General features: G+C 28.4%; 22 protein-coding genes. 12 read left to right on the top strand and 10 right to left on the bottom strand.

From position 1 onward, the window contains the following. Positions 1-3 precede the first annotated feature (3 nt). Genes NJU99_RS00925 through NJU99_RS00915 form a run of 3 tightly spaced genes read right to left on the bottom strand, consistent with a single transcriptional unit; the run spans position 4 to position 3219 of the window. The gene (locus NJU99_RS00925) at positions 4-1257 is read right to left on the bottom strand and encodes an adenylosuccinate synthase (RefSeq protein WP_254576865.1); all 1254 of its coding nucleotides are present in this window, start codon (positions 1255-1257) and stop codon (positions 4-6) included. Between the two features lies 1 nt (position 1258). Then, positions 1259-2104: an ATP phosphoribosyltransferase regulatory subunit gene (locus tag NJU99_RS00920; RefSeq protein ID WP_254576864.1), complete on the bottom strand. Its 846-nt coding sequence runs from the start codon at positions 2102-2104 to the stop codon at positions 1259-1261. Positions 2105-2109: 5 nt separating this feature from the next. Then, on the bottom strand, positions 2110-3219 hold the full coding sequence (locus tag NJU99_RS00915) for a pyridoxal-phosphate-dependent aminotransferase family protein (RefSeq protein ID WP_254576863.1): 1110 nt from the start codon (positions 3217-3219) through the stop codon (positions 2110-2112). A gap of 215 nt (positions 3220-3434) precedes the next feature. On the opposite strand from NJU99_RS00915, the gene NJU99_RS00910 reads away from it, so the two are divergent. The 7 genes from NJU99_RS00910 to NJU99_RS00880 all read left to right on the top strand — a co-directional run bounded on the left by NJU99_RS00910 (position 3435) and on the right by NJU99_RS00880 (position 8178). After that, a complete protein-coding gene (locus tag NJU99_RS00910; RefSeq protein WP_254576862.1) occupies positions 3435-3623 on the top strand; it encodes a hypothetical protein in 189 nt (62 codons plus the stop codon). Between the two features lie 120 nt (positions 3624-3743). Then, entirely contained in the window at positions 3744-4367 is a 624-nt protein-coding gene (locus NJU99_RS00905) for a LysE family transporter (protein WP_254576861.1), read from the top strand. Between the two features lie 135 nt (positions 4368-4502). Further along, complete coding sequence (locus tag NJU99_RS00900; protein ID WP_254576860.1) at positions 4503-4955, top strand: MarR family winged helix-turn-helix transcriptional regulator; 453 nt, start codon at positions 4503-4505, stop codon at positions 4953-4955. A gap of 72 nt (positions 4956-5027) precedes the next feature. Further along, on the top strand, positions 5028-5597 hold the full coding sequence (locus NJU99_RS00895) for a YceI family protein (RefSeq protein ID WP_254576859.1): 570 nt from the start codon (positions 5028-5030) through the stop codon (positions 5595-5597). A gap of 9 nt (positions 5598-5606) precedes the next feature. Further along, positions 5607-6377: a DODA-type extradiol aromatic ring-opening family dioxygenase gene (locus tag NJU99_RS00890; RefSeq protein WP_254576858.1), complete on the top strand. Its 771-nt coding sequence runs from the start codon at positions 5607-5609 to the stop codon at positions 6375-6377. A 2-nt stretch (positions 6378-6379) separates the two neighbouring features. Then, positions 6380-7084, top strand: a complete 705-nt coding sequence (locus NJU99_RS00885; RefSeq protein ID WP_254576857.1) for a pirin family protein — start codon at positions 6380-6382, stop codon at positions 7082-7084. A 59-nt stretch (positions 7085-7143) separates the two neighbouring features. After that, entirely contained in the window at positions 7144-8178 is a 1035-nt protein-coding gene (locus tag NJU99_RS00880) for a glyceraldehyde 3-phosphate dehydrogenase NAD-binding domain-containing protein (RefSeq protein ID WP_254576856.1), read from the top strand. 33 nt (positions 8179-8211) lie between these two features. Here the strand turns inward: NJU99_RS00880 and purM are convergent, their stop codons facing one another. After that, complete coding sequence (gene purM / locus NJU99_RS00875) at positions 8212-9207, bottom strand: phosphoribosylformylglycinamidine cyclo-ligase (protein WP_254576855.1); 996 nt, start codon at positions 9205-9207, stop codon at positions 8212-8214. 98 nt (positions 9208-9305) lie between these two features. Between purM and NJU99_RS00870 the strand changes: the two genes are divergently transcribed. From NJU99_RS00870 to purT, 5 genes are read left to right on the top strand one after another with little or no spacing between them, the layout of a single operon-like run. After that, positions 9306-9851, top strand: coding sequence for a spermine/spermidine synthase domain-containing protein (locus tag NJU99_RS00870; RefSeq protein WP_254576854.1), 546 nt, complete (start codon positions 9306-9308; stop codon positions 9849-9851). Between the two features lie 49 nt (positions 9852-9900). After that, positions 9901-10494 carry a dephospho-CoA kinase gene (gene coaE / locus NJU99_RS00865; protein ID WP_254576853.1) on the top strand — a complete coding sequence of 198 codons (594 nt, stop codon included), beginning with the start codon at positions 9901-9903 and terminating at the stop codon, positions 10492-10494. Next, on the top strand, positions 10491-11231 hold the full coding sequence (dapF, locus tag NJU99_RS00860) for a diaminopimelate epimerase (RefSeq protein ID WP_254576852.1): 741 nt from the start codon (positions 10491-10493) through the stop codon (positions 11229-11231). The genes coaE and dapF overlap by 4 nt, the downstream gene beginning before the upstream one ends. A gap of 3 nt (positions 11232-11234) precedes the next feature. Next, the gene (locus NJU99_RS00855; RefSeq protein ID WP_254576851.1) at positions 11235-11984 is read left to right on the top strand and encodes a glucosaminidase domain-containing protein; all 750 of its coding nucleotides are present in this window, start codon (positions 11235-11237) and stop codon (positions 11982-11984) included. After that, positions 11981-13150: a formate-dependent phosphoribosylglycinamide formyltransferase gene (gene purT, locus NJU99_RS00850; RefSeq protein ID WP_254576850.1), complete on the top strand. Its 1170-nt coding sequence runs from the start codon at positions 11981-11983 to the stop codon at positions 13148-13150. Before NJU99_RS00855 ends, purT begins: the two co-directional genes overlap by 4 nt. A 30-nt stretch (positions 13151-13180) precedes the next feature. Here purT and NJU99_RS00845 read toward each other — a convergent pair whose 3' ends face one another. The 6 genes from NJU99_RS00845 to NJU99_RS00820 are packed head-to-tail and all read right to left on the bottom strand — an operon-like array spanning position 13181 to position 20461. Next, complete coding sequence (locus NJU99_RS00845) at positions 13181-14266, bottom strand: hypothetical protein (RefSeq protein WP_254576849.1); 1086 nt, start codon at positions 14264-14266, stop codon at positions 13181-13183. A 12-nt stretch (positions 14267-14278) separates the two neighbouring features. Beyond that, positions 14279-15271 carry an SH3 domain-containing protein gene (locus tag NJU99_RS00840; RefSeq protein ID WP_254576848.1) on the bottom strand — a complete coding sequence of 331 codons (993 nt, stop codon included), beginning with the start codon at positions 15269-15271 and terminating at the stop codon, positions 14279-14281. 18 nt (positions 15272-15289) lie between these two features. Beyond that, positions 15290-17515, bottom strand: coding sequence for a hypothetical protein (locus NJU99_RS00835; RefSeq protein WP_254576847.1), 2226 nt, complete (start codon positions 17513-17515; stop codon positions 15290-15292). Beyond that, positions 17512-18006: a hypothetical protein gene (locus NJU99_RS00830; protein WP_254576846.1), complete on the bottom strand. Its 495-nt coding sequence runs from the start codon at positions 18004-18006 to the stop codon at positions 17512-17514. Before NJU99_RS00830 ends, NJU99_RS00835 begins: the two co-directional genes overlap by 4 nt. Next, positions 18003-18752 carry a hypothetical protein gene (locus NJU99_RS00825; RefSeq protein ID WP_254576845.1) on the bottom strand — a complete coding sequence of 250 codons (750 nt, stop codon included), beginning with the start codon at positions 18750-18752 and terminating at the stop codon, positions 18003-18005. Before NJU99_RS00825 ends, NJU99_RS00830 begins: the two co-directional genes overlap by 4 nt. After that, complete coding sequence (locus tag NJU99_RS00820; RefSeq protein ID WP_254576844.1) at positions 18740-20461, bottom strand: GspE/PulE family protein; 1722 nt, start codon at positions 20459-20461, stop codon at positions 18740-18742. The genes NJU99_RS00825 and NJU99_RS00820 overlap by 13 nt, the downstream gene beginning before the upstream one ends. Positions 20462-20463 lie beyond the last annotated feature (2 nt).

Raw genomic sequence — 20463 nt, 5'->3', positions numbered from 1 at the left:
GTATTACCCCCTTATAATAGTGTCTGCTCTCTCAGGAGATGTCGAAACAATTCCCACTTTTACAGCTGTTACCTCTTCAATTTTCTCAATATATTTCTTTGCATTTTCAGGAAGTGCATTATAATCTCTTACACCTTCTACTGTATCCCATCCATCAAATTCTTCATAAATTGGTTTAACATTATCTAAATCTGATGGCATATAATCAATTCTTTCACCATTTAAATCATATGCAACACAAATTTTTATTTTTGGGAAACCATCTAAAACATCTAATTTCATTAATGATAATTGATCACAACCATTTAGTCTTGCAGCATGTTTAACAGCAATAGCATCAAACCAACCACATCTTCTTCCTCTTCCAGTTGTAACACCTACTTCTTTTCCGATATCAGCAATCTTTTGACCTTCATCAGTAAAATCTTCAGAAGGGAAAGGACCATTTCCAACTCTTGTAGTATAAGCTTTTACGATACCAGTTACAATACCAATATCTTTTGGAGATATACCTAAACCTGTACAAGCTCCTGCACTTACAGTACTAGAAGAAGTTACATAAGGATATGTACCATGATCAATATCAAGTAAAGTACCTTGAGCACCTTCTAATAATATTTTTTTATCTTTATCAATTGCATCCCAAACCATGTTAGTTGTATTTGCAATTAATGGTGCTAGTTTTTCTTTATATGATTCTAGTAATGCTAATAACTCATTTTCATTAGGTGTATCAATTTCTAATACATCAAAAATAGCTCTATTTTGTTCAAAAAATTCTAAAATAGAAGTAGTTAATTTACTTGGATTTAATAATTCACCAACTCTAAATCCTGTTCTTGAAATTTTCTCAGCATATGCTGGTCCAATTCCCTTTCCAGTAGTACCAATAGCTTTATCACCTTTTAGTCTTTCTTTAGCTTGGTCAATTAAAGCATGATATGGTAAGTTTAAGTGAGCTTTATCTGATATAAATAATCTTCCTTCTAAACTTCCAAATTGTTCCATTTCTTTAATAATTGACTCAGGTGATAAAACAACACCATTACCAATAATATTAATAGCTTTAGGGTTTAAAACTCCAGATGGGATTAAGTGTAAAGCATATCTTACACCATCAACCCAGATTGTATGACCAGCATTGTGTCCACCTTGACTTCTACAAACCATATCATAATTTTGGGCAAGCATATCAACCATCTTACCTTTACCTTCATCACCCCATTGTATCCCTACAATTAAATCTGCTTTACTCATATTAATCCTCTAAAATTTTTAATAAACTATCTGTGTATAGGGCAAAACCTAATGAACAAGTACCTTCACTTGAATACATACCACCCTTACATACTGTTAAATTATCACTAATTACTCTATAATAAACACCATTGTAATACTTTAATGAACCATAATATAATGGAGCAATTACTGTATTATTGTAGTTAACTTCACTTGCTTTTTCAAGTAGTTTTTCTAACTCTGCTTTTATTGATGTTGGAACTATTTCGATTACACTTTTTAAATCTTCAATATTTTTTACTTTTATAAGCTCGTTTAGCCATTTACAATCTAATTTAAATAGTGATGCTATTTCACCATTTTTAAATAAATCAATATCAATATTTAATTCACTTGCAACTAACTTTGGAATATTGATATTTGATATTTGAAATACTGGTTCTAAATCTAGTGCTTTTAAAATATCTGCTGTTAAATTCATCACATCTGAGATATCATCATGACCTATCCACTCACAACCAATTTGATACTCTTCATTTGATGGATAAGTGAATACAGGTTGAACATAAAACCATTTTTTATGGTCAGTTGTTCTTCCTAATCTTTTTGAAATAATTCTTACTACATCTAAAGTAGAATCAGCTCTTAAAGATACTTGTTCATTATCCTCATCTGAAAACTTAATAAGTTTCTTTTCATCAGCAATTGACTGATGTTGTGAGTATGAAAAGTTAGGTGTTAGAATCTCTTCAAAACCATTATCGTCTAATATTTCGCAAACTTTATTTTCTAAAGCTCTTTTAGCTTTTGCAGCCTTTGCAAAATATAATCTACTTCCTTTTGGAATTTCGTGTTCAAAAACCATAACTACTAGTTTCCTTTAAACATTTGTTCAAGGAATACTTTGTTTGCAGTTCCATCAAATGTTCTTAAATTTAATTCATCCATAGCAAGTTCAACTGCATTTACAGCCCAAGATGCTTCATAATCTTCAACTAATCCCATATGATTAATTCTAAAGATTAATTTTTTGATATGGTCTTGTCCACCTGCGATGTTTACATTGTATTTAGTTTTTAAAACTTTTCTAATTTCTGGTGCATGCTCTGTATAAACAGTTGTCATAGCATTAGCAGGACTTTGAGGGAATATCTCACATCCTATTGCTTTTAATGCTTCTCTTGAAGCTTTTGCTCTTAATGCTGTTTTTTCGTATAAAGCATCGTATCCACCATTTTCTTTGATATGAGATAAAATCTCTTTTAAACCAATGATTAAAGTCGTTGCTGCTGTCCATGCTGTAGTGTTAGTTCTTTGTTTTTTAATCTCAGTTGCTAAGTTAAAATAAAAACCTCTAGCTTTTGTTTCTATTTTTGCAACTGCTTCATTTGATAAACCAATTACTGCTAAACCTGGTGGTAGCATTAAAGCTTTTTGACTTCCTGTAATAACTGCGTCTAAGTTAGAAGTATCAATTTTTTCAACACCAATTGCAGTAATACCATCAGCTACGATGACAATATCTTTGTTTATTTTTTTCACTTCTTGTGCAATTTGTTCAACAGGATGTCTTAATCCCCCTGCACTTTCACAAAGTTGAATAAAAATTGCATCAATTTCACTGTCATTTTTAACAGCTTCTACTACTGCTTCAACACTTACAGGTACATTCCATTCATTTTTAATTTCAGTATAATCAATATCAAAAGCTTTACAGATTTTTCCGAATCTCTCACCAAACTTCCCTGAGTTTACAGTAAGAGCTTTTTTATGAGTTAAGTTTGTAATACAAGCTTCCATAGCTCCTGAACCACTTGATGCAAGCATTACAACCTCATCCATTCCATATAATTCAAATAGTAATTCTCTAGTTTCAGCAAAGATTGCTTCAAACTCTGGCGTTCTATGGTGAATAGTTACATCAGCCATCGCCTTTCTTACAAATTCTGGTACTGGAGTAGGACCTGGAGTTAATAGCATTTCATATTCCTTAATTTTCTTTCTTTATAGCAAAACATGATATTTTAGCTAATTGTTTATTATTAAACGGTTAAGCATATAAAATAACAATTTTTATAAAAAAACTGTTATTTTCTCTTGACAAATAAATTTTTTTCCTGTAGAATCTCCATAATTTATTACTTTTATACAGAAGTAATAGTAAAAAACCATAAAAATAACAGAGGAAATAACAAATGGCAAAAGAATTAAAAGAAAAAAAAGTTGCAAAAATAGCTAAGAAAGCTACTAAAAAAGTTGTATCTAAGAAAAAAGATGTAAAAGCAGTTGCTAAAAAAGTTACTAAAAAAGTTTTAAAATTAAAACCTACAAAAGTAAAAGAAGCTAAGAAAGCAGCTAAAAAAGTTGCTAAAAAAGCTGCATAATTAAGCACTTTTTTAACACCCTTCTTCAAAAGGTAGTACAAATGTACTACCTTTTTTTATGCCCTTTTAACTGTAAATAAACTAAAATATTCAATCAAATTTAACACAAAGATATAAATTATGGAACTAAATGTTTGGTTAACTCTACTTCTTGCTTCAATTGCAATTTCTGTATCCCCAGGAGCTGGTGCTGTTGTATCAATGAACCATGGTATTAAATATGGATTGAAAAAATCATATCCTGCCATTTTTGGTTTACAAGCTGGATTATTAATTCAAACTTTTATTGTAGTTATTGGTCTTGGAGCACTGATAGCAAAATCTGTAATGCTTTTTAATATTATCAAATGGATTGGTGTAGCATATTTAGTATATTTAGGTCTTTCAAAGTTTTTTGAAAAAGTTGAAGTAATCGATGAAGAGAATCAACTAAATACTTATAGTGCAAAAAAGTCTTTTATTAGTGCTACACTTATAAATCTTACAAATGCAAAAGCTACTGTATTTTTAGTTGCTTTTATTCCACAGTTTTTAAATCCAAATGAATCACTATTTTTTCAATTTACGATTATTGGTCTTACTTTATGTATAGTCGATATTTTTGTGATGACTGGATACTCAGGACTTGCTTCAAAGCTAAAATTCTTGATTAAAGATGTAAAAGCTATGAAGATTCAAAATAGAATTACAGGAAGTTTTTTAATTTTAGCAGCTATTTTTATGTCTACAGCAAAAAAATCATAGAAATTTTAAAATTTAGCAAAAGCCCACAAAATCGTTTCATAGTCACTATTTAATACTAGTTAGTAATAAGTTAAGCAAAATATCATTTGACATTTAGTACTAATTAGTACTATAATTTCACAAGGAGTTAAAAACATGAATACACAATCAATTAAAAGTTATGGAAAAAGAACAGATAAATCTATGAGAACTATTGTTAGAATAGAGAAGTTTAGAACAAAGTTTCATAATCAATTAATTGAGTATTTAAATGGATTTGACTTAACCTTTAATCAGTTTAAGGTACTTGAAGTACTTTATCATAGAGGTGATTTAAATATCAGTTCAATTACAAAACTTACTATGAGTACACCTGGAAATATTACAGTTGTTGTAAAAAATCTAAAAAGAGATGGATGGATTACAGCAATAAAAGACCCAGATGATAGTAGAGCTTCGATTTTAACTATTACTCAAAAAGGTATTGACATAATTGAAAAGTTATTCCCAGATCACGCAAGAAATGTGTACAAACTATTAGAAGTTTTAAGTGAAGAAGAGTTAGATACTTTATATGAACTTCTAAATAAAGTTTATAAAGCAAATTAAAAAAATTTAAACTATTAGTACTAACTAGTAGCAAAAGAAATTTATAAAATTAAATATAAAAGGACAAACAAAATGACAAAATTAGTAAAACTAGGATTAGCTTCAATTTTAAGTGCAGGAGCATTATATGCAGGAACATACAATGTAGATACAAGTCACTCAAATATAGGATTTAAAGTAAAACATATGATGATTTCAAATGTGACAGGTAAGTTTGATACTTTCAAGGGTTCATTTGATTATGATGAGAAAACAAATACTTTAAAATCATTAAATGGTGTAGTTGAAGTAAAATCTATCAATACTGCAAATGAAAAAAGAGATAAACACTTAAGAGCAAGTGACTTTTTTGCAGCTGAGAAATACCCTCAAATTAAATTTGATTTAAATAAAGTAGAAGATGATAAAGCTTATGGAAAATTAACTATGAGAGGGGTTACTAAAGATGTTGTTTTAGATGTTGAAACAAATGGAACAATCAAAGATCCTTGGGGAAATACAAGAGCTGGTTTAGTACTTGAAGGAAAAGTAAATAGATTTGATTATGGTATTAAATATAACTCTGTTTTAGAAGCAGGTGGTGTTGCAGTTGGTGAAAAAGTAAAACTAATTGTTGAATTAGAAGGTATATTAAAAAAATAAGGCTATATCATGTACCCATCACTATTTATTTCACATGGAGCACCTAATATAATATTAGGTAATTCCTTTTCAAAGAAAAATATAAAAAAGTTTGCAAAAACTCTTGAAAAACCTAAATATATCATAATCTTTTCAGCTCATTATATTACTAATGACTTAAAGATTTTAGATTATGAAAAGCCTGAATTATTATATGATTTTTATGGTTTTGAAAAAGAATTATATGAATATGAGTACGAAATAAATAGTGATAAACTTTGTTCTCTTAAAGTTTTAGAGCATTTAAATTCCCATAATTTAAATGCTTCTATACACAAAGGCAAAAACAGCTTTGATCATGGAGTATGGACAACTTTATCTATGATGTATAAAAAAATAGATATTCCAGTTGTACAAATAAGCTTGCCTAAAAATTTTAGTGATAAAGAACTTATAAATTTAGGAGAAACTCTAAAAGAGTTAAAAGATGAAGCCATGATAATTGCAAGTGGTGGATTAACACATAATTTAAGTGATATGAATGCAAATCCAGCTGTAAAAAAGTATGCGAAAGATTTTAATGATTATATATATGATGCTATAACTAATGGTAAAACACAAAAATTATTAGAAAGTAGAAAAGAGCCTACTTTTTATATGAATCATCCAAGTGATGAGCACTTTTTACCACTATTTATTGCATTTGGTAGTGCTTCAAATAAAAAAGCCATTTCATTTAATAGTGAGATTGTTTACTCAAATATCTCAATGGAATGTTTTGCTTTTGATACAAAGGATTAGAAATGTTAAAAAAATTACCAAAAGAAAATATGGGAACTTCAAATTTAGGTTGGTTAGAGAGTAGATTTCACTTCTCTTTCGCAGAGTATAGAAACCCTGAAAATGTAAACTTTGGAGTTTTAAGAGTTTTAAATGATGATATTGTTCATCCACAAGGTGGTTTTGATATGCACCCTCATGAAAATATGGAAATTATTTCTTATATAGTTGATGGAGAGATTACACATAAAGACTCTATGGGTAATCAAGAGACTTTAAAAAAAGGAGAAGTTCAATACTTAAGTGCAGGTGATGGTATCTTTCATAGTGAATATAATCTTCATGAAACAAAAGATTTAAGACTTTTACAGATTTGGGTTTATCCTCCTAAAAGAGGACTTCCTAGACTTTATGGTTCTTATAGGTTCACACAAGAAGAAAGAAAAAATAAACTTTTAAACATAGTGTCTTCCCAAGAAGGAAACGCAAAAATAAAAATCTATCAAGATGTACAGTTTTATGTGAGTGAACTTGAAAAAGATAAAAGTATAGAGTTTGATATAAAAAAGAATAGACAAGTTTATTTTGTTTTAATTGAAGGAAGTGCTTTAATAAATAGTATTGAGTTAAATTATGGTGATGCTATGGAGATTACAAAAGAGAGTAATATTGAAATCAAAGCTACTGAGAACTCACACTTTTTATTTATTGAAATGAATGAACAATAATATTTATAAGCCTAAATTTTTCTATGCTAAAATAGTGCATATTAATTTTAGGCTTTAAGATGAAACACAAAATACTATTAAATGGTGTAGGAAGAATAGGAAAAGCTATTTTAAAACAGCTTTTAGATGATGAAAACTTTGAAGTAGTTGCAATAAATGAAATAAATCCATATATCAAAAATATAGTTTATTCCATAAATCATGACTCTACTTATGGAAATTTAGAAGATAAATTTAAAGTTAAAGATGAAAACTTTATAAAAAACTCACAAAATAAAATTCAAATATTAAACTATAAAAACATAAATGAAATAGATTTAAAAGATATAGACTTTATTATAGATGCAAGTGGTGTAAAACATGATATAAAGATACTTGAAAAACTTGATGTAAAAGCTATATTTTTAACTCATGCAAATCAAAATGCCAATATTAACATTATCTTAGGCGTAAATGAAAAAGAACTAAATACAAATATACATAAAGTAATCTCAACTAGTTCATGCAATGCAACAGCCCTACTTCCAGCTCTTAAAATAATAGATGATAAAAAACATATTATTTGTGGTGATATAGCTGCAATTCACCCACTGTTAAATCATCAAAGGGTTTTAGATGGTAATTTTGTAGGAAGTGCCACAAGAGATGTTGACTATAACTTTGAATTTGGAAGGTCTGCAACTCAAAATATCATCCCAAATAATACTACAACTATTAAAGCCTGCTCTTACGTAATGCCTTCAATAAATCATGACTTGATCTCATCAAACTCTCTTAGAGTTCCAACTGATACAGTGGGAGCTATAAATGTGTGTTTATTCACACAAAAAGACTCATACAAAGAAGAGATTATAAAAATATTTGAAGAGTATGAAGAAAATCAAAACTACCCAATAGTTTTAAATAATACAGAACCACTTGTTTCAAGTGATTTTAAAAAAGAAAAATTTACAACAATAATAGATCATAGATATACAGATGTAAAAAACAAGAAAATGATAAAACTTTTAGTTTGGTATGACAATGAATGGGGTTATGCTTCAAAAACAATAGAGATTTTAAAATATTATACACATAAAAAAAGGGCAAGTTAAAAACTTGCCCTTTTTTATTTTGTAAAACTAAGACTAGATAAACTCTACGCCTTTTTCACCCTCTGCAATTTCACCGATTACATAACCATCAGTGTTTGCTAATACTGCATCTACATTTGCAGGATTTACTACAAGAACCATACCAACACCCATGTTGAATGTTCTGTACATTTCTTCTAATTCTACATGTTCACTCATAAATTCAAAGATTGGTAAAACTTTGATTGAATCTCTTTTAACAACAGCTTTTAAGTTATCAGGTAAAACTCTTGGTAAGTTTTCAGTAATACCACCACCAGTGATATGAGCTAAAGCATTAATATTTTCTTTGTTTGCTTTGAACTCTTTTACATAAATTCTAGTTGGCTCTAATAATACATCAGATAATTTTTTACCTTGGAAATCATCATCTAAAGTCATTCCTAGTTTTTCTAATAATAGTTTTCTAACTAGTGAGAAACCATTTGAATGAACACCTGAACTTGGAAGTGCAATTAAAGTATCACCAGCAGCAATTCTTTCAATTCTATTTAACTCTTCTTTTTCTGCAATACCTACACAAAAACCAGCTAAATCAAAATCACCTTCTTTGTACATACCTGGCATTTCAGCAGTTTCACCACCAACTAGGGCACACTCTGATCTAATACATCCCTCAGCAATACCTTTTACAACATCAGTTGCTTCTTCAACTTCTAATTTTGCAGTTGCATAATAATCTAGGAAGAATAATGGCTCTCCAAAGTTACAAAGTAAATCATTTGTACACATTGCAACTAAATCAATTCCAACTGTATCAAATTTTTTAGCATCAATTGCTAACTTTAATTTAGTACCAACTCCATCAGTTCCTGATAGAATTACAGGTTTTTTATAACCTTCTGGTAATTCGAATGCACCTGCAAATGAACCAATTCCACCTAATACACCTGGTATCATAGTTGATTTAACATGTGGTTTAATGTTTTCTACAAACTGATTCCCAGCATCAATATCTACACCAGCATCTTTGTAACTAACTGTTGCCATTTTTCACCTTTTTTTTACGAGTTTTCTAATATCTAACTTAGTTTAAAAATTTTTTGGTATTATAACAAAATGTTTATAAATATTAAGGATTATATACAATGAATAATAACGCATTTAATGAAATGATGGTACACGTACCATTATGTACGCATAAAGAAGCTTCAAATGTATTAATTATCGGTAGTGCAGATGAAGAATTAAAAGAACAGGCAGCTAAACATAATAAAGTTTCAAACATTGAGTTTGGAGATAAATCACTTTTAACATCTAAAGATGACAAAAATATTGATGTAATTATTTTAACAGATGTAGAAATTGATGAATTATTATTAGCTAATATTGAAAGAGTTTTAAAAGATGATGGTTTAATCACTTTTGCAAGTGAATCATTCTCTAAAAATGAAGAAAAATTAAAAGCTGATTTAACATTAGTAGGTGAGAAATTCTGGATTGCTATGCCATTTAGATTTGGACACCAAACTTCTATCTTAGCTTCTAAAAGATACCACCCAACAGCTGACGTTGTATTACAAAGATCTGATTTATTAGATGATTTACAATACTACTCAACTGAAATCCATAGTGCAGTTTTTGTGTTCCCAAAAGGTGAACATAATGCACTTACAGGTATAGCTAAAAGATAAAATCTTACATTAAATTTTAAATAAATCATTATTATTGTAGAATCTTTCTATGAATAGTGATTTATTTAAAAATGCAATAGCCTTAACAGGCGGAATTTCCACAGGAAAAAGTACAGTTTGTAACCTTTTTAAACTACATGGTTTCTTAATTATTGATGCAGATGTGATAGCTCACAAACTCCTAGATGAGAATAGTGCTAAAATTGCAGAGATGTTTGGTGCTCAATATGTAGATACTAATGGCAAAGTAATTAGAAAAGAATTAGGTAAAATCATCTTCTCAAATGAAGAGAATAAACTAAGACTTGAAGCCCTACTTCATCCACTTATTAAAGAAGAGATTATAAAACAATCAAGACTATTTGAAAGTCAAAATAAACCCTACTTTGTTGATATACCATTATTTTTTGAGAAAATGCATTATCCAATTCCTAGATCTTTAGTTGTTTATACTCCAAGAGATATTCAAATTCAAAGATTAATGAAAAGAGATAATATCAATGAAGAAGAAGCTATCTTAAAAATCTCAAACCAATGGGATATAGAAAAGAAAAAAGATTTAGCTGATATGGTAATAGATAACTCAAAAGATTTAAAAAACCTTCAAAGTGAAGTTGAAAGAATTATGGAGGAGATAATATGACATATGCAAAATATAGTGCAAGTGGAAATGACTTTGTAATTTTTCACACTTTTATTGAAAAAGACTACTCACAAGAAGCAGTAAAGTATTGTAATAGAAACGAAGGAATTGGGGCAGATGGTTTTGTAGCACTTGTTCCAAGTAATGAAGCTGATTTCAAATGGCTTTTTTATAATAGTGATGGAAGTGAAGCTAGTATGTGTGGGAATGCCACAAGAGCAGTTGCCCACTATGCTTTCAATAATGGTTTAGCAAATTCATCAATGAAGTTTATAACTCAAGCTGGATTAATAGAATCCCATGTTGAAGAAAATATTGTTGAAACGCAAATGACAAAGCCTATTGTTATAAAAGAGCCATTTGAACAAGAAGGTCTTACATGGTACCTAATTGATACAGGTGTTCCTCACTTAGTAACTTTAGCAGATGATTTAGAAAACTACGATCATGACTTATGTTCAAAAATGAGATATGAGCATAATGCAAATGTTAATTTTGCAAAAGTTGAAAAAAACGGAACATTAAAAGTTAGAACCTATGAAAGAGGTGTTGAGGGTGAGACACTTGCTTGTGGAACAGGTATGGTAGCGTGTTTTTTAAGAGCTAATGACTTAGGACTTATTAAAGAAAAAGCCTTTGTTTATCCAAAAAGTAATGAAGAACTTACAATCTCTAAAATAGATGAAAAAATCTATTTTAAAGGTGCTGTAAAAAAAGTATTTACAACTACAGTTTAATATATGAAAAAAACTATTATAAAAAAATTACTACTTACTTTTGGATTGGTAACCACCACTACTTTAAGTGGTGCCCTACCAGAAGAGTACTATAAGATAAACACAACAAAAGAATCAAAAGAATACTTTTTTAAGTACTTTTATAAACTAATTGAGAATGAAAATATAAAAATTCTTAATGAAAGAGAGTTTGTAAAAAACTATTTAAACTCAAATATCTTAGCAATAAATCCCTCATCTACTTCATTTAACAGACTTCTTGAACTAAAAAGAAAATATAGAATCAAAAAGACTTATACTCTTGATAAATATCTTAGAAAAATTGATATTGTTCCTCCATCTATGGCACTAGCACAAGCAGCAGTTGAGAGCGGTTGGGGAAGAAGTAGATTTATTAAAGAAGCTAATAATGTATTTGGACATTGGACATATAATCCAAAAATTGGAATGCTGCCACTTCAAAGAGATGAAGGGGCAAGGCACTTTATTAGAATCTTTAAAACTGTTCAAGACTCAATTAGTGCATATATGCTAAATCTAAATAGAAATAGAGCCTATAAAGAGTTTCAAAATAAAAGATATGAGCAAAGACAACAAGGCTTAATTCCTCAAGGAGAGCAGTTATCACAAACTATGCTTAACTATTCAGGTATTGGTCATAACTATTTAGAAATTCTAAATAGTGTAATTAGCAAAAACAACTTAATCAAATTTGATGAAAAATTTTATAATAAAATAAAGGAAGAAAAATGATATTTACAGCACCTCTTAAATCAGATTCAATAAAAATGATGTTACTTGGTAGTGGAGAATTAGGAAAAGAAGTAGTAATTGAAGCACAAAGATTAGGTATTGAAACAATTGCAGTTGATTCATATAACAATGCTCCTGCACAACTTGTAGCAAATAAAGCCTATACAATTAATATGAAAAATAAAGATGAAGTTTTAGATGTAATTAGAAGAGAAAAACCTGATTATATTTTACCTGAGGTTGAAGCTTTAAGTATTGAAGCACTTTTTGAAGCCGAAAAAGAAGGTTTTAATGTAATACCAAATGCTGATGCAGTAAACAAAACAATGAATAGAAAAAATATTAGAGAGTTTGCTGCTGTTGATTTAGGAATTCCTACTTCAAAATATGAGTTTGTTACTACATTAGATGGCTTAAAAAATGCAGCAAACAATATTGGATTCCCATGTGTAATCAAACCTGTTATGAGTTCATCAGGACATGGGCAAAGTATTGCTAAAAGTGCTGATGATTTAGAAAAATCTTGGGAAATTGCAAAAGAAGCTAGAGGTGATGCTAGTGAATTAATCGTTGAAGAATTTATTACTTTTGATTACGAAATCACTTTATTAACAGCTAGAAATGAAAAAGAGACTGTATTTTGTGAACCAATTGGACATATCCAAGAAGATGGAGATTATATCTTCTCTTGGCAACCAATGAATATGAGTGAACTTGCAAAAAAGAGATCTCAAGACCTAGCTAAAAAAATCACTGATGGTTTAGGTGGTAGAGGTATTTTTGGTGTTGAACTATTTATCAAAGGTGATGAAGTTTATTTCTCAGAAGTAAGTCCTAGACCACATGATACTGGAATGGTTACTATGATTACTCAAAGTGCTAGTGAATTTGCACTTCATGTAAGAGCTGTATTAGGTCTTCCTTTAGATTATATTGATTATGGAGCAGGAGCTAGTGCTGCTTATAAAGCAAAAGGTGATAGCTTTAATCCAAAAGTAGATATTTTTGATTCATCATTTACAAAAGAGTCTATTATTAGAGTATTTGGAAAACCTCAGTCACATGAGGGAAGAAGAATGGCTGTTGCTTTAACATTTGATAAAGACTCATCTGATAAAGCCTTACAAAAGTCAAAAGAGATTATTGGAAATTTCCACGATAATTAGAAAATAGCTAAAAGCGAAAGCTTTTAGTTATTAGATTTTTAGATCTAATATATACTGCATTCCACCTTTTTCATCTAAAGTAGAAATATCAACAGTTCCACCTATCATTCTTGCTAAATTTCTAGCTTCTACTATATAACTATTTGTAGAACCTGCTGAGCCTAAATACATCATATGAATATTTTTTTCTTCGAACCCATTATTCTTTACTATTAGCTGAATACTGTTTTTTGTTTGGATAACTTTTAATTCAATAAGTTTAGAGATTTTTCCTCTTTTTAGCTCTTTTTTTATTAAGTCTAAACATGATTGCTCAATAAAATTTACTATTATATTTTCTAAATATGCAACACTTAAATCAACACTTTTTTTTAGTCTCTTTACTTGATTTTCATACTCTAATGATATTTTGTATCTTACATTATCATAAACATAATTATCAATTCTTCTTTTTATAATCTCAACTGGACCATCAAACTCATTTAAAGATTTTGTATCTTTTTCAAAATTATCAAAGTTTTCTAGATTTTGCTCAAATCTCTTAAGTTCTTCATATTCTAAACTATAACTATCAATTAATTCAAAAATAAATCTACTATTAATTAAATCATCCATACCAAGTTTATTAAGATACTTATTTAAAGGTGTTGTATCAAACATTGATATAAAATATTTTAAAGTATAAATCTTATTTTTATAGATTGTTAAAGTATCTAAACTCTCAATTAACTCTTGTTTTTGAAGTCTTGGCAAGTCCATCAGGTCTAAATCCATCTTAAAAAGTTCATGGAAACTTGCATCATCATATATAAGATTTTTATCTAGTTTTATATCTTTAAAACCATGTTGATCTAAAATACTTACAATAGTATCTCTTATTTCTTCTAATACATCAAAAAGATAATCTCTAATTCTATGTATATGATTTAAAATTGTTGCATGAATTTGATTGTAATAATCTCTATTTAGCTTTGTTTTTCCACTACTTTCTGTTGTGAACATATTATCAAATACAAATAAAGATGTATATTGAGGTTTTATTTTTTCAAGTTCTTCTTTGATATTTACAATAGTTGCTTTAATAGCAAGCTGCATTTCTTTTACTTGATTATTCAAAGTATTAACCTTTTATAAACACTCTGGACTTGAAGAAACAAACTTATCTAATAAAATAATCCAGTTACTTTTGTTTTCAACAGCCATAACATCTCCTGACTTATTTTTATAAATAGTATTTATTTGTGCCCACTCTGCTTTTTTTGATTTAATTGTAAACTCATCACCTTTTCTTAAAATTCTTAAAATAGTAGCATCTTCATAATTATCATTTCTAACATTTAAACTACTTACTTTTACTTTGTATAAACACTCATTTATATTTCTAAGACTCTTTTTTACAAGAGATGCTTTTTGGAATATCTCTTTTATATCATTATTTTCTTCACTTATTACTTTTTTATGACTCTCTTTTTCTTCTTTTCTTTTTTTAGTCTCTTTCTTTTGTTCTTCTTTTTTAAGATCACTAACTGAAATTCCATAATTACTTAATACAATATAATAACCATATTCTTCATCAAGTTTTTTGTATAATTTTACAGTTTTTGTTTGAGTATTAATACCTACAATTCTATGGGTTAAAATATCATCACCAATTTTATATCTACCCTCAATATTCAAACTTTGTTCTGTATTTTTATTTTCACTTTGTTTATCAAGTTTTAAAACAACGAAATTTTTTCCATTAAAAGAGTACATACTTTTTATTTTTATGTCTTTTAGGTTTTTTGTTCTAGTAAAATCTGTTGTAAGTCTTGCAATTTCATTTTCATGTTTAAAGACATTTTTTGCGTAATCTTCATTTGATTGAATTATTTGATTTGTTCCAGAAGCACTTGGTGTTGCACCTGGAACTTGAGTAATTACTCTTTGTTTTTGCTTTTGCTGAATATTTGATATTTGTTCCTCTAAATAGTCTTTTTCTAAACCTGTAATAGCATTAAAAAACTCTTTTGATTGCTTATCTAGAACATCAAGTTTATCAATATCTTTCATGCTTTTTTCTTGGGCATTAAGACTTATAAATCCCATAAATAATAAAGCAAATAATATATTTTTTTTCATTTTTTCCCTTTTCAAAATTTACTTAAACTCAAATTCATAATTAAATCCACCTATATATGTAGGATACTTCATAAAAAATGCCCCTGTCTTACCATCACTATTTGTAGTACTCCAATCATTTGATGTCATATTAGTTAGGTATCCATTATACCCGCCTTCTGTAAGCATATAATCTTTATTTAAATCATATAAATTTGTATTAAAAATAGGTAGCATAAAAGTATTACCAGCATTATTGGCTAAATATCCATTCTCATTTCTGAAATATGATATAATACCCCAACAATACATTTGATTGTAAATATCTATTCCACACATACCATTGTCATCTTCAATTACTTTTATTTTTTTCCACTTTATTTTTGCAATAGAGGCTTTAAAAAAGTCATCATTTGCATTTGAAACTGTAAAATAATCACCCTTTAATTCATTTTTTGAATTTATCCAAACTACACCGCTATTTTCTTGTAAAGAACCAGATACTAACTTACTTGAAATATCAACATCTAAAAGCTCAGCATCATCATTTGAATCATAATTTGAATAACTACTAATTATACTGTTAATTGCTGTAACTGTTGGAGTATATCCCCAGTTTTGATAAATTTTATAATACTGATTATTTTCACCAAGTGCTATAATCGATTGTAAGCCACCTTTTATTTTTTTAAATGCTACTGGAGCTGCTATTTTATTAGGCATGCATAAGTTAACTCCTACGTAAGTACTTCCATTATTAAGATTTTGATAACACGTAGAATTATTGTTATTCCCATATTCTCCTACTCCCCAAGTATAAAGCTCCCCTTGATTAGACAATGCAGCAATTTTTCTATAACCAATTGTTAAAGTATATGTAATATCTTTAAAATACTCTTTTGCTCCATTGTCATATACTACTAACTCTGTTGGAGAGCCTTGATTTAAATATTTCCAATAAGTAGTAGAGCTTGAACCAGCAAATCCTGCATAATCCTCACCCCATCTATAAATTTGGCCATTTTCTAAATTACCCTCACTATCTTTTGTAGCATTTGCTAAAATAAGCCAAATTGCATTATTTGCAAAGATTTTGTTAGCTTTTTTATTACTAGAACCATCAAAATATAGTCCTCTATATAGTTTTTCACCTTCATTTGAACTATCAATATTAGTGTATATACTTTCTTTATATTTTGCTTCTTTTCCACCACAATATAGTTCACCTTTATTAGTAACTCCACATGTAGAATGATAAACTGTACTAAAAAAATCAACAAAATAAGGTCTTTTAGGTGAAGAGTAATATCTCTTATCATTAATTAAATCATCTTCATAGTTTTTTGCTTTCATTCTAACTAAAGTGTTTACGACAGGAAACCTATTGCTTGTTTCAGTATCTACTTTTATTCCCGTACTATTATAATAATTCTGAGCATCAATTCCTGTAATCTTATTAGCATTATTCCCCCAAGTGTAAATATCTCCATTTACAAGCATACCACCTGCTCTTCTTGTAAACTGAATAACTGCTTTACCTACATCACTATCTTCTTGTCCAATTTTTACATAACCTATTTCTTCACCTAAATTCACATACTCACCAACTGTAGTAGATCCTAAAGATAAAGTTTCTTGTCCAGCATAAAGTACTTCTTTTCCTAATTTCTCAAAAAAATTTTCATATGCTTTAGAACCTGGCTGTCCTACACTACTATCAACGAGTAGTTTATCTTCTGTGATTGAAAACTTATACTCTGAGTTATTATCATACCAATGTAAGACTCCTTGAGAATCTAAGTAGTATTTATTTGTAGGGGCTGTATCACTTGTAGTTATATCATCTTTATATTTAATTTTGTACTTTTCATTAGCATCTAGAATTATTTTTACATCATCATTTTCATAACTTATGGGAGCTCTTGTATATTTTCTATTTATATTAGAGTAATAATAATCGTATAGATTTGTTTTATCTTTTATATCTTTAGGTATTCGTGTATTTATCATATGACTGCTAGTGTCTACATTTATTCCCACATTAAAAAGATTAAAAGGGTTAAAACCAGAAGGTAAGTAGTTTTTATCTATCAAATTTAATTGACTTGAACCCTTTGCATTATAAAATACATAATCTTTATAAGCTTTTGCTATTTGCTCTTCTTTTTCAACTAGTCTTTTTACTTTTAAGAAAGTAATAGTGTCCATATAAGTAGAAGCATTTAAAGAAACAATAGTAAAAAAGATTATAAATAGTTTTTTCACTTCTTAATTTCCTTTGGTTTTGAAATATAATCTATGAAATATAAAGTTTCATTAGTATCACTCTTTCTAATCTCTCCTAAATAAGATAATATTCCTTCCCCTGCGACAATACCTTTTTCACTATTTGCTGTTAGTTGTGCTATTATTATATGTCTATCTACACACATCTCTTTAGCATCTAAATATTTTAAATTATAATCAAAGACAGACATTCTTTTAAAAACTTCACTTACTTTATCTTTAATTTCATCTTTTTTTATATAGCTATCTTTTACTTCTTGGGTTTTTTGTTTTATTTTATTTACTTCTAATTTAAGCTTTGAGTACTCGATTTTTTTATTTTGTAACTCTTGTGCTAAATACTCTTTTTTCTTTTGTGTTTGATAGTAAGTTGCTGCTTTTAAAACTGTAAAACCTATGATATATAATACAAGTAATAAAATAGCGATTTTTGATAAGCTTTTTAATTTATTTGAATTAATACTAATCATTTTACTACTCCATTACTAATACATTGAGTTAGTTCTTTATGTTTTCTTTTTGCTGTTCTAAGTAATATCTTTTCACGAACCACTAATCTTTTTTGTATTTTAATTTCATTTTCAATTGCTTTTAAAGAACTTGTTTCAATATACTCTTTTTCAATAGTAGGCAAAATATAAAATGCAATTGCTATAATAAATGATATGAGTCCAACAACATAAGCACTTTTTAGAGTATAGGTATTTATAGTATCCAAAGGGTTTAGTTTTTCAATAAGTACATTTAAATTCCCTAAACTCTCTGCAATTATTTCACCTTTTTCATTTTTTGTATTCTGTTTTAGAATATTCTCAATAGCTGCATTATATTTAGTATTTGTCACATAATAAATATGCTCTATCTCTCCACCACTTGAAAGCATAGCTATATGCTTTGTAATTAAAATAGATTTCATAATATCATCTGAAATAAAATTTGAATTTATCTTTGCTGTATATACAGTTTTGTGATTGAATAAAATATAATACTCTTCATCTGATATATGCACCAAAAGTTGATTATTATCTAAATGTTTTTTTGATAATAAATTTAGTGAGTAAATTTCATCATGAATATCATACTTTGACAAAACAAGGCTATGTTTTTTAAAAGTATCATATGTAAACATAGTTTGATTATCACCAAACTCATCATCTACATATAAGTCATAATTATCCTCTTTTGAAGAAAAGTCAGTTATTACTAGTCGAACCATAACTCTTCTCCTTTAATAATAGCATTTGCATCTTCTTTTGTAATAAGGCCTTCATAATATTGAGCCATACAAGCTTTTTCAACTGTCATATACTCAGCAGCATCTTCAAAGTTTCCACCCTCACCTAATTTAAATCTAACAACCTCAGCAATAGGAACCCTATCTTTAAATCCTGTCTTATTACACTCATCACATCCAACATTTGTATATCCACCCTGATCATCTGGCACTTTACAATACTCACATAGCTTTCTAACTAACCTTTGAGATACAATACCTCTTAAGTTATCTGTAATATCACCTTCATTAATTCCAAGTGAACTTATCATTCTTGATACTGTTGCAGGAGCAGAGTTTGTATGCATAGTAGAAAACACCAACTGTCCTAAGTTTGAAGCATTTACTAACTGATAAGCAGTTTCAGGCTCTCTTGTTTCACCAATAAGAATAATATTTGAATCCTGTCTTAAAATATCTACAACAGCTTCAGGGTAACCATACTTAAACTCTTCACTAGCACTTGCATACTCAGATAAATCAATTTGAAAGAAAGAGTCATCAACATACTCAACAGGGTCTTCGATAGTTACAATATATTGTTGTTGTCGTGCAAGTTTTTGTAAAAGTGCATACATTAAATGTGTTTTACCAGAACCAACTTGTCCTGTAATTAGAATCATACCATTTGCGTATCTAGTTAAATTATGTAAAATATCTACTGTTTCTTGAGGATAATTAAGTCCTCTTAAATCATGAGATACAACACCCTTACCACCAATCATTCTCATAACTAATGAAAAGTTCATTTTTGAGTTGATAAGTCCTAGTCTAAACTTGATGTTTTTCTTTCCATACTCATAGTTTATCATACCATTAATAGATTCATAATCTGAATCTTCTTGATCAGCCATAGTTACAAGTCTTCTTTTTAAAGTTTTAGCTAAAGTAATTGGCATAGTTCCCATATCTTGCTTTACACCATCAATTCTAAACCATAAAGAAGCTGATCTTGTACTTTTTTGAATATGGATATCAGAAGCACCTAATAAAATAGCTTGACCCATCATTTTTTCAAAATACTTATTAATTTCATCATCATCTTCAACATCATCTTGTGAAGTAAAGATAATCTCTCTATCTTCACCAAAAACAGAAGATAAAACACCCTCACCTAAAATAACAATCTTTGTAAAATAAAACTTACTTAAAATATCAAAATCAAGATTTACAATATCTCTAATTCCCAATACTTTATTTTTACTTCTTTTATCTTCTAAGGTAATAATATACATACTTGTACAAAGTTCTAGTTTCTCTTCATTTAATAAATATGAAGTATCTTGATACTTTTCTGATAACTGTGCATAGGAAGGATAATACTCATAGCCTAAACTTTTTACAAAACCTGAATATTTTGATTCATCAGCAATTAAATCTCCATAACCACCAATAAGTTTATATTTAGATTTAATCATACTTTCTATAATCTCTGCTAAGTTTTTATCATCTTTTGTTTTTTTATTAAAAGTAGCGTTTATCTTATTTTTCTGTTTTTCTAAAACCTTTTTTATATCAAAGGTTTTTTTCTTTTTATCTTTAGGAAGTAAGCTTTCACTTATTTTCTCATCTTTATTTAAAAACATAGGTAGATTTTTTCTAACTGTGCTTTTAAATTTTTTCTTCCAAAATTTACTTAATATATCTTTCATCT

The sequence above is a fragment of the Arcobacter roscoffensis genome, from assembly GCF_024267655.1.
GTDB lineage: Bacteria > Campylobacterota > Campylobacteria > Campylobacterales > Arcobacteraceae > Arcobacter_B > Arcobacter_B roscoffensis.
This window is presented reverse-complemented; position numbering and strand designations above follow the sequence as displayed.

Excerpts from the sequence above, each read along its gene's own strand:
- coaE (WP_254576853.1), top strand. The coding sequence starts at position 9,901 with ATGAATAGTGATTTATTTAAAAATGCAATAGCCTTAACAGGCGGAATT.
- NJU99_RS00820 (WP_254576844.1), bottom strand. The coding sequence starts at position 20,461 with ATGAAAGATATATTAAGTAAATTTTGGAAGAAAAAATTTAAAAGCACA.
- purT (WP_254576850.1), top strand. The coding sequence starts at position 11,981 with ATGATATTTACAGCACCTCTTAAATCAGATTCAATAAAAATGATGTTA.
- NJU99_RS00870 (WP_254576854.1), top strand. The coding sequence starts at position 9,306 with ATGAATAATAACGCATTTAATGAAATGATGGTACACGTACCATTATGT.
- NJU99_RS00905 (WP_254576861.1), top strand. The coding sequence starts at position 3,744 with ATGGAACTAAATGTTTGGTTAACTCTACTTCTTGCTTCAATTGCAATT.
- NJU99_RS00910 (WP_254576862.1), top strand. The coding sequence starts at position 3,435 with ATGGCAAAAGAATTAAAAGAAAAAAAAGTTGCAAAAATAGCTAAGAAA.
- NJU99_RS00890 (WP_254576858.1), top strand. The coding sequence starts at position 5,607 with ATGTACCCATCACTATTTATTTCACATGGAGCACCTAATATAATATTA.
- NJU99_RS00900 (WP_254576860.1), top strand. The coding sequence starts at position 4,503 with ATGAATACACAATCAATTAAAAGTTATGGAAAAAGAACAGATAAATCT.
- purM (WP_254576855.1), bottom strand. The coding sequence starts at position 9,207 with ATGGCAACAGTTAGTTACAAAGATGCTGGTGTAGATATTGATGCTGGG.
- NJU99_RS00895 (WP_254576859.1), top strand. The coding sequence starts at position 5,028 with ATGACAAAATTAGTAAAACTAGGATTAGCTTCAATTTTAAGTGCAGGA.
- NJU99_RS00830 (WP_254576846.1), bottom strand. The coding sequence starts at position 18,006 with ATGATTAGTATTAATTCAAATAAATTAAAAAGCTTATCAAAAATCGCT.
- NJU99_RS00825 (WP_254576845.1), bottom strand. The coding sequence starts at position 18,752 with ATGGTTCGACTAGTAATAACTGACTTTTCTTCAAAAGAGGATAATTAT.
- NJU99_RS00915 (WP_254576863.1), bottom strand. The coding sequence starts at position 3,219 with ATGCTATTAACTCCAGGTCCTACTCCAGTACCAGAATTTGTAAGAAAG.
- NJU99_RS00920 (WP_254576864.1), bottom strand. The coding sequence starts at position 2,104 with ATGGTTTTTGAACACGAAATTCCAAAAGGAAGTAGATTATATTTTGCA.
- NJU99_RS00925 (WP_254576865.1), bottom strand. The coding sequence starts at position 1,257 with ATGAGTAAAGCAGATTTAATTGTAGGGATACAATGGGGTGATGAAGGT.
- NJU99_RS00855 (WP_254576851.1), top strand. The coding sequence starts at position 11,235 with ATGAAAAAAACTATTATAAAAAAATTACTACTTACTTTTGGATTGGTA.
- dapF (WP_254576852.1), top strand. The coding sequence starts at position 10,491 with ATGACATATGCAAAATATAGTGCAAGTGGAAATGACTTTGTAATTTTT.
- NJU99_RS00885 (WP_254576857.1), top strand. The coding sequence starts at position 6,380 with ATGTTAAAAAAATTACCAAAAGAAAATATGGGAACTTCAAATTTAGGT.
- NJU99_RS00840 (WP_254576848.1), bottom strand. The coding sequence starts at position 15,271 with ATGAAAAAAAATATATTATTTGCTTTATTATTTATGGGATTTATAAGT.
- NJU99_RS00880 (WP_254576856.1), top strand. The coding sequence starts at position 7,144 with ATGAAACACAAAATACTATTAAATGGTGTAGGAAGAATAGGAAAAGCT.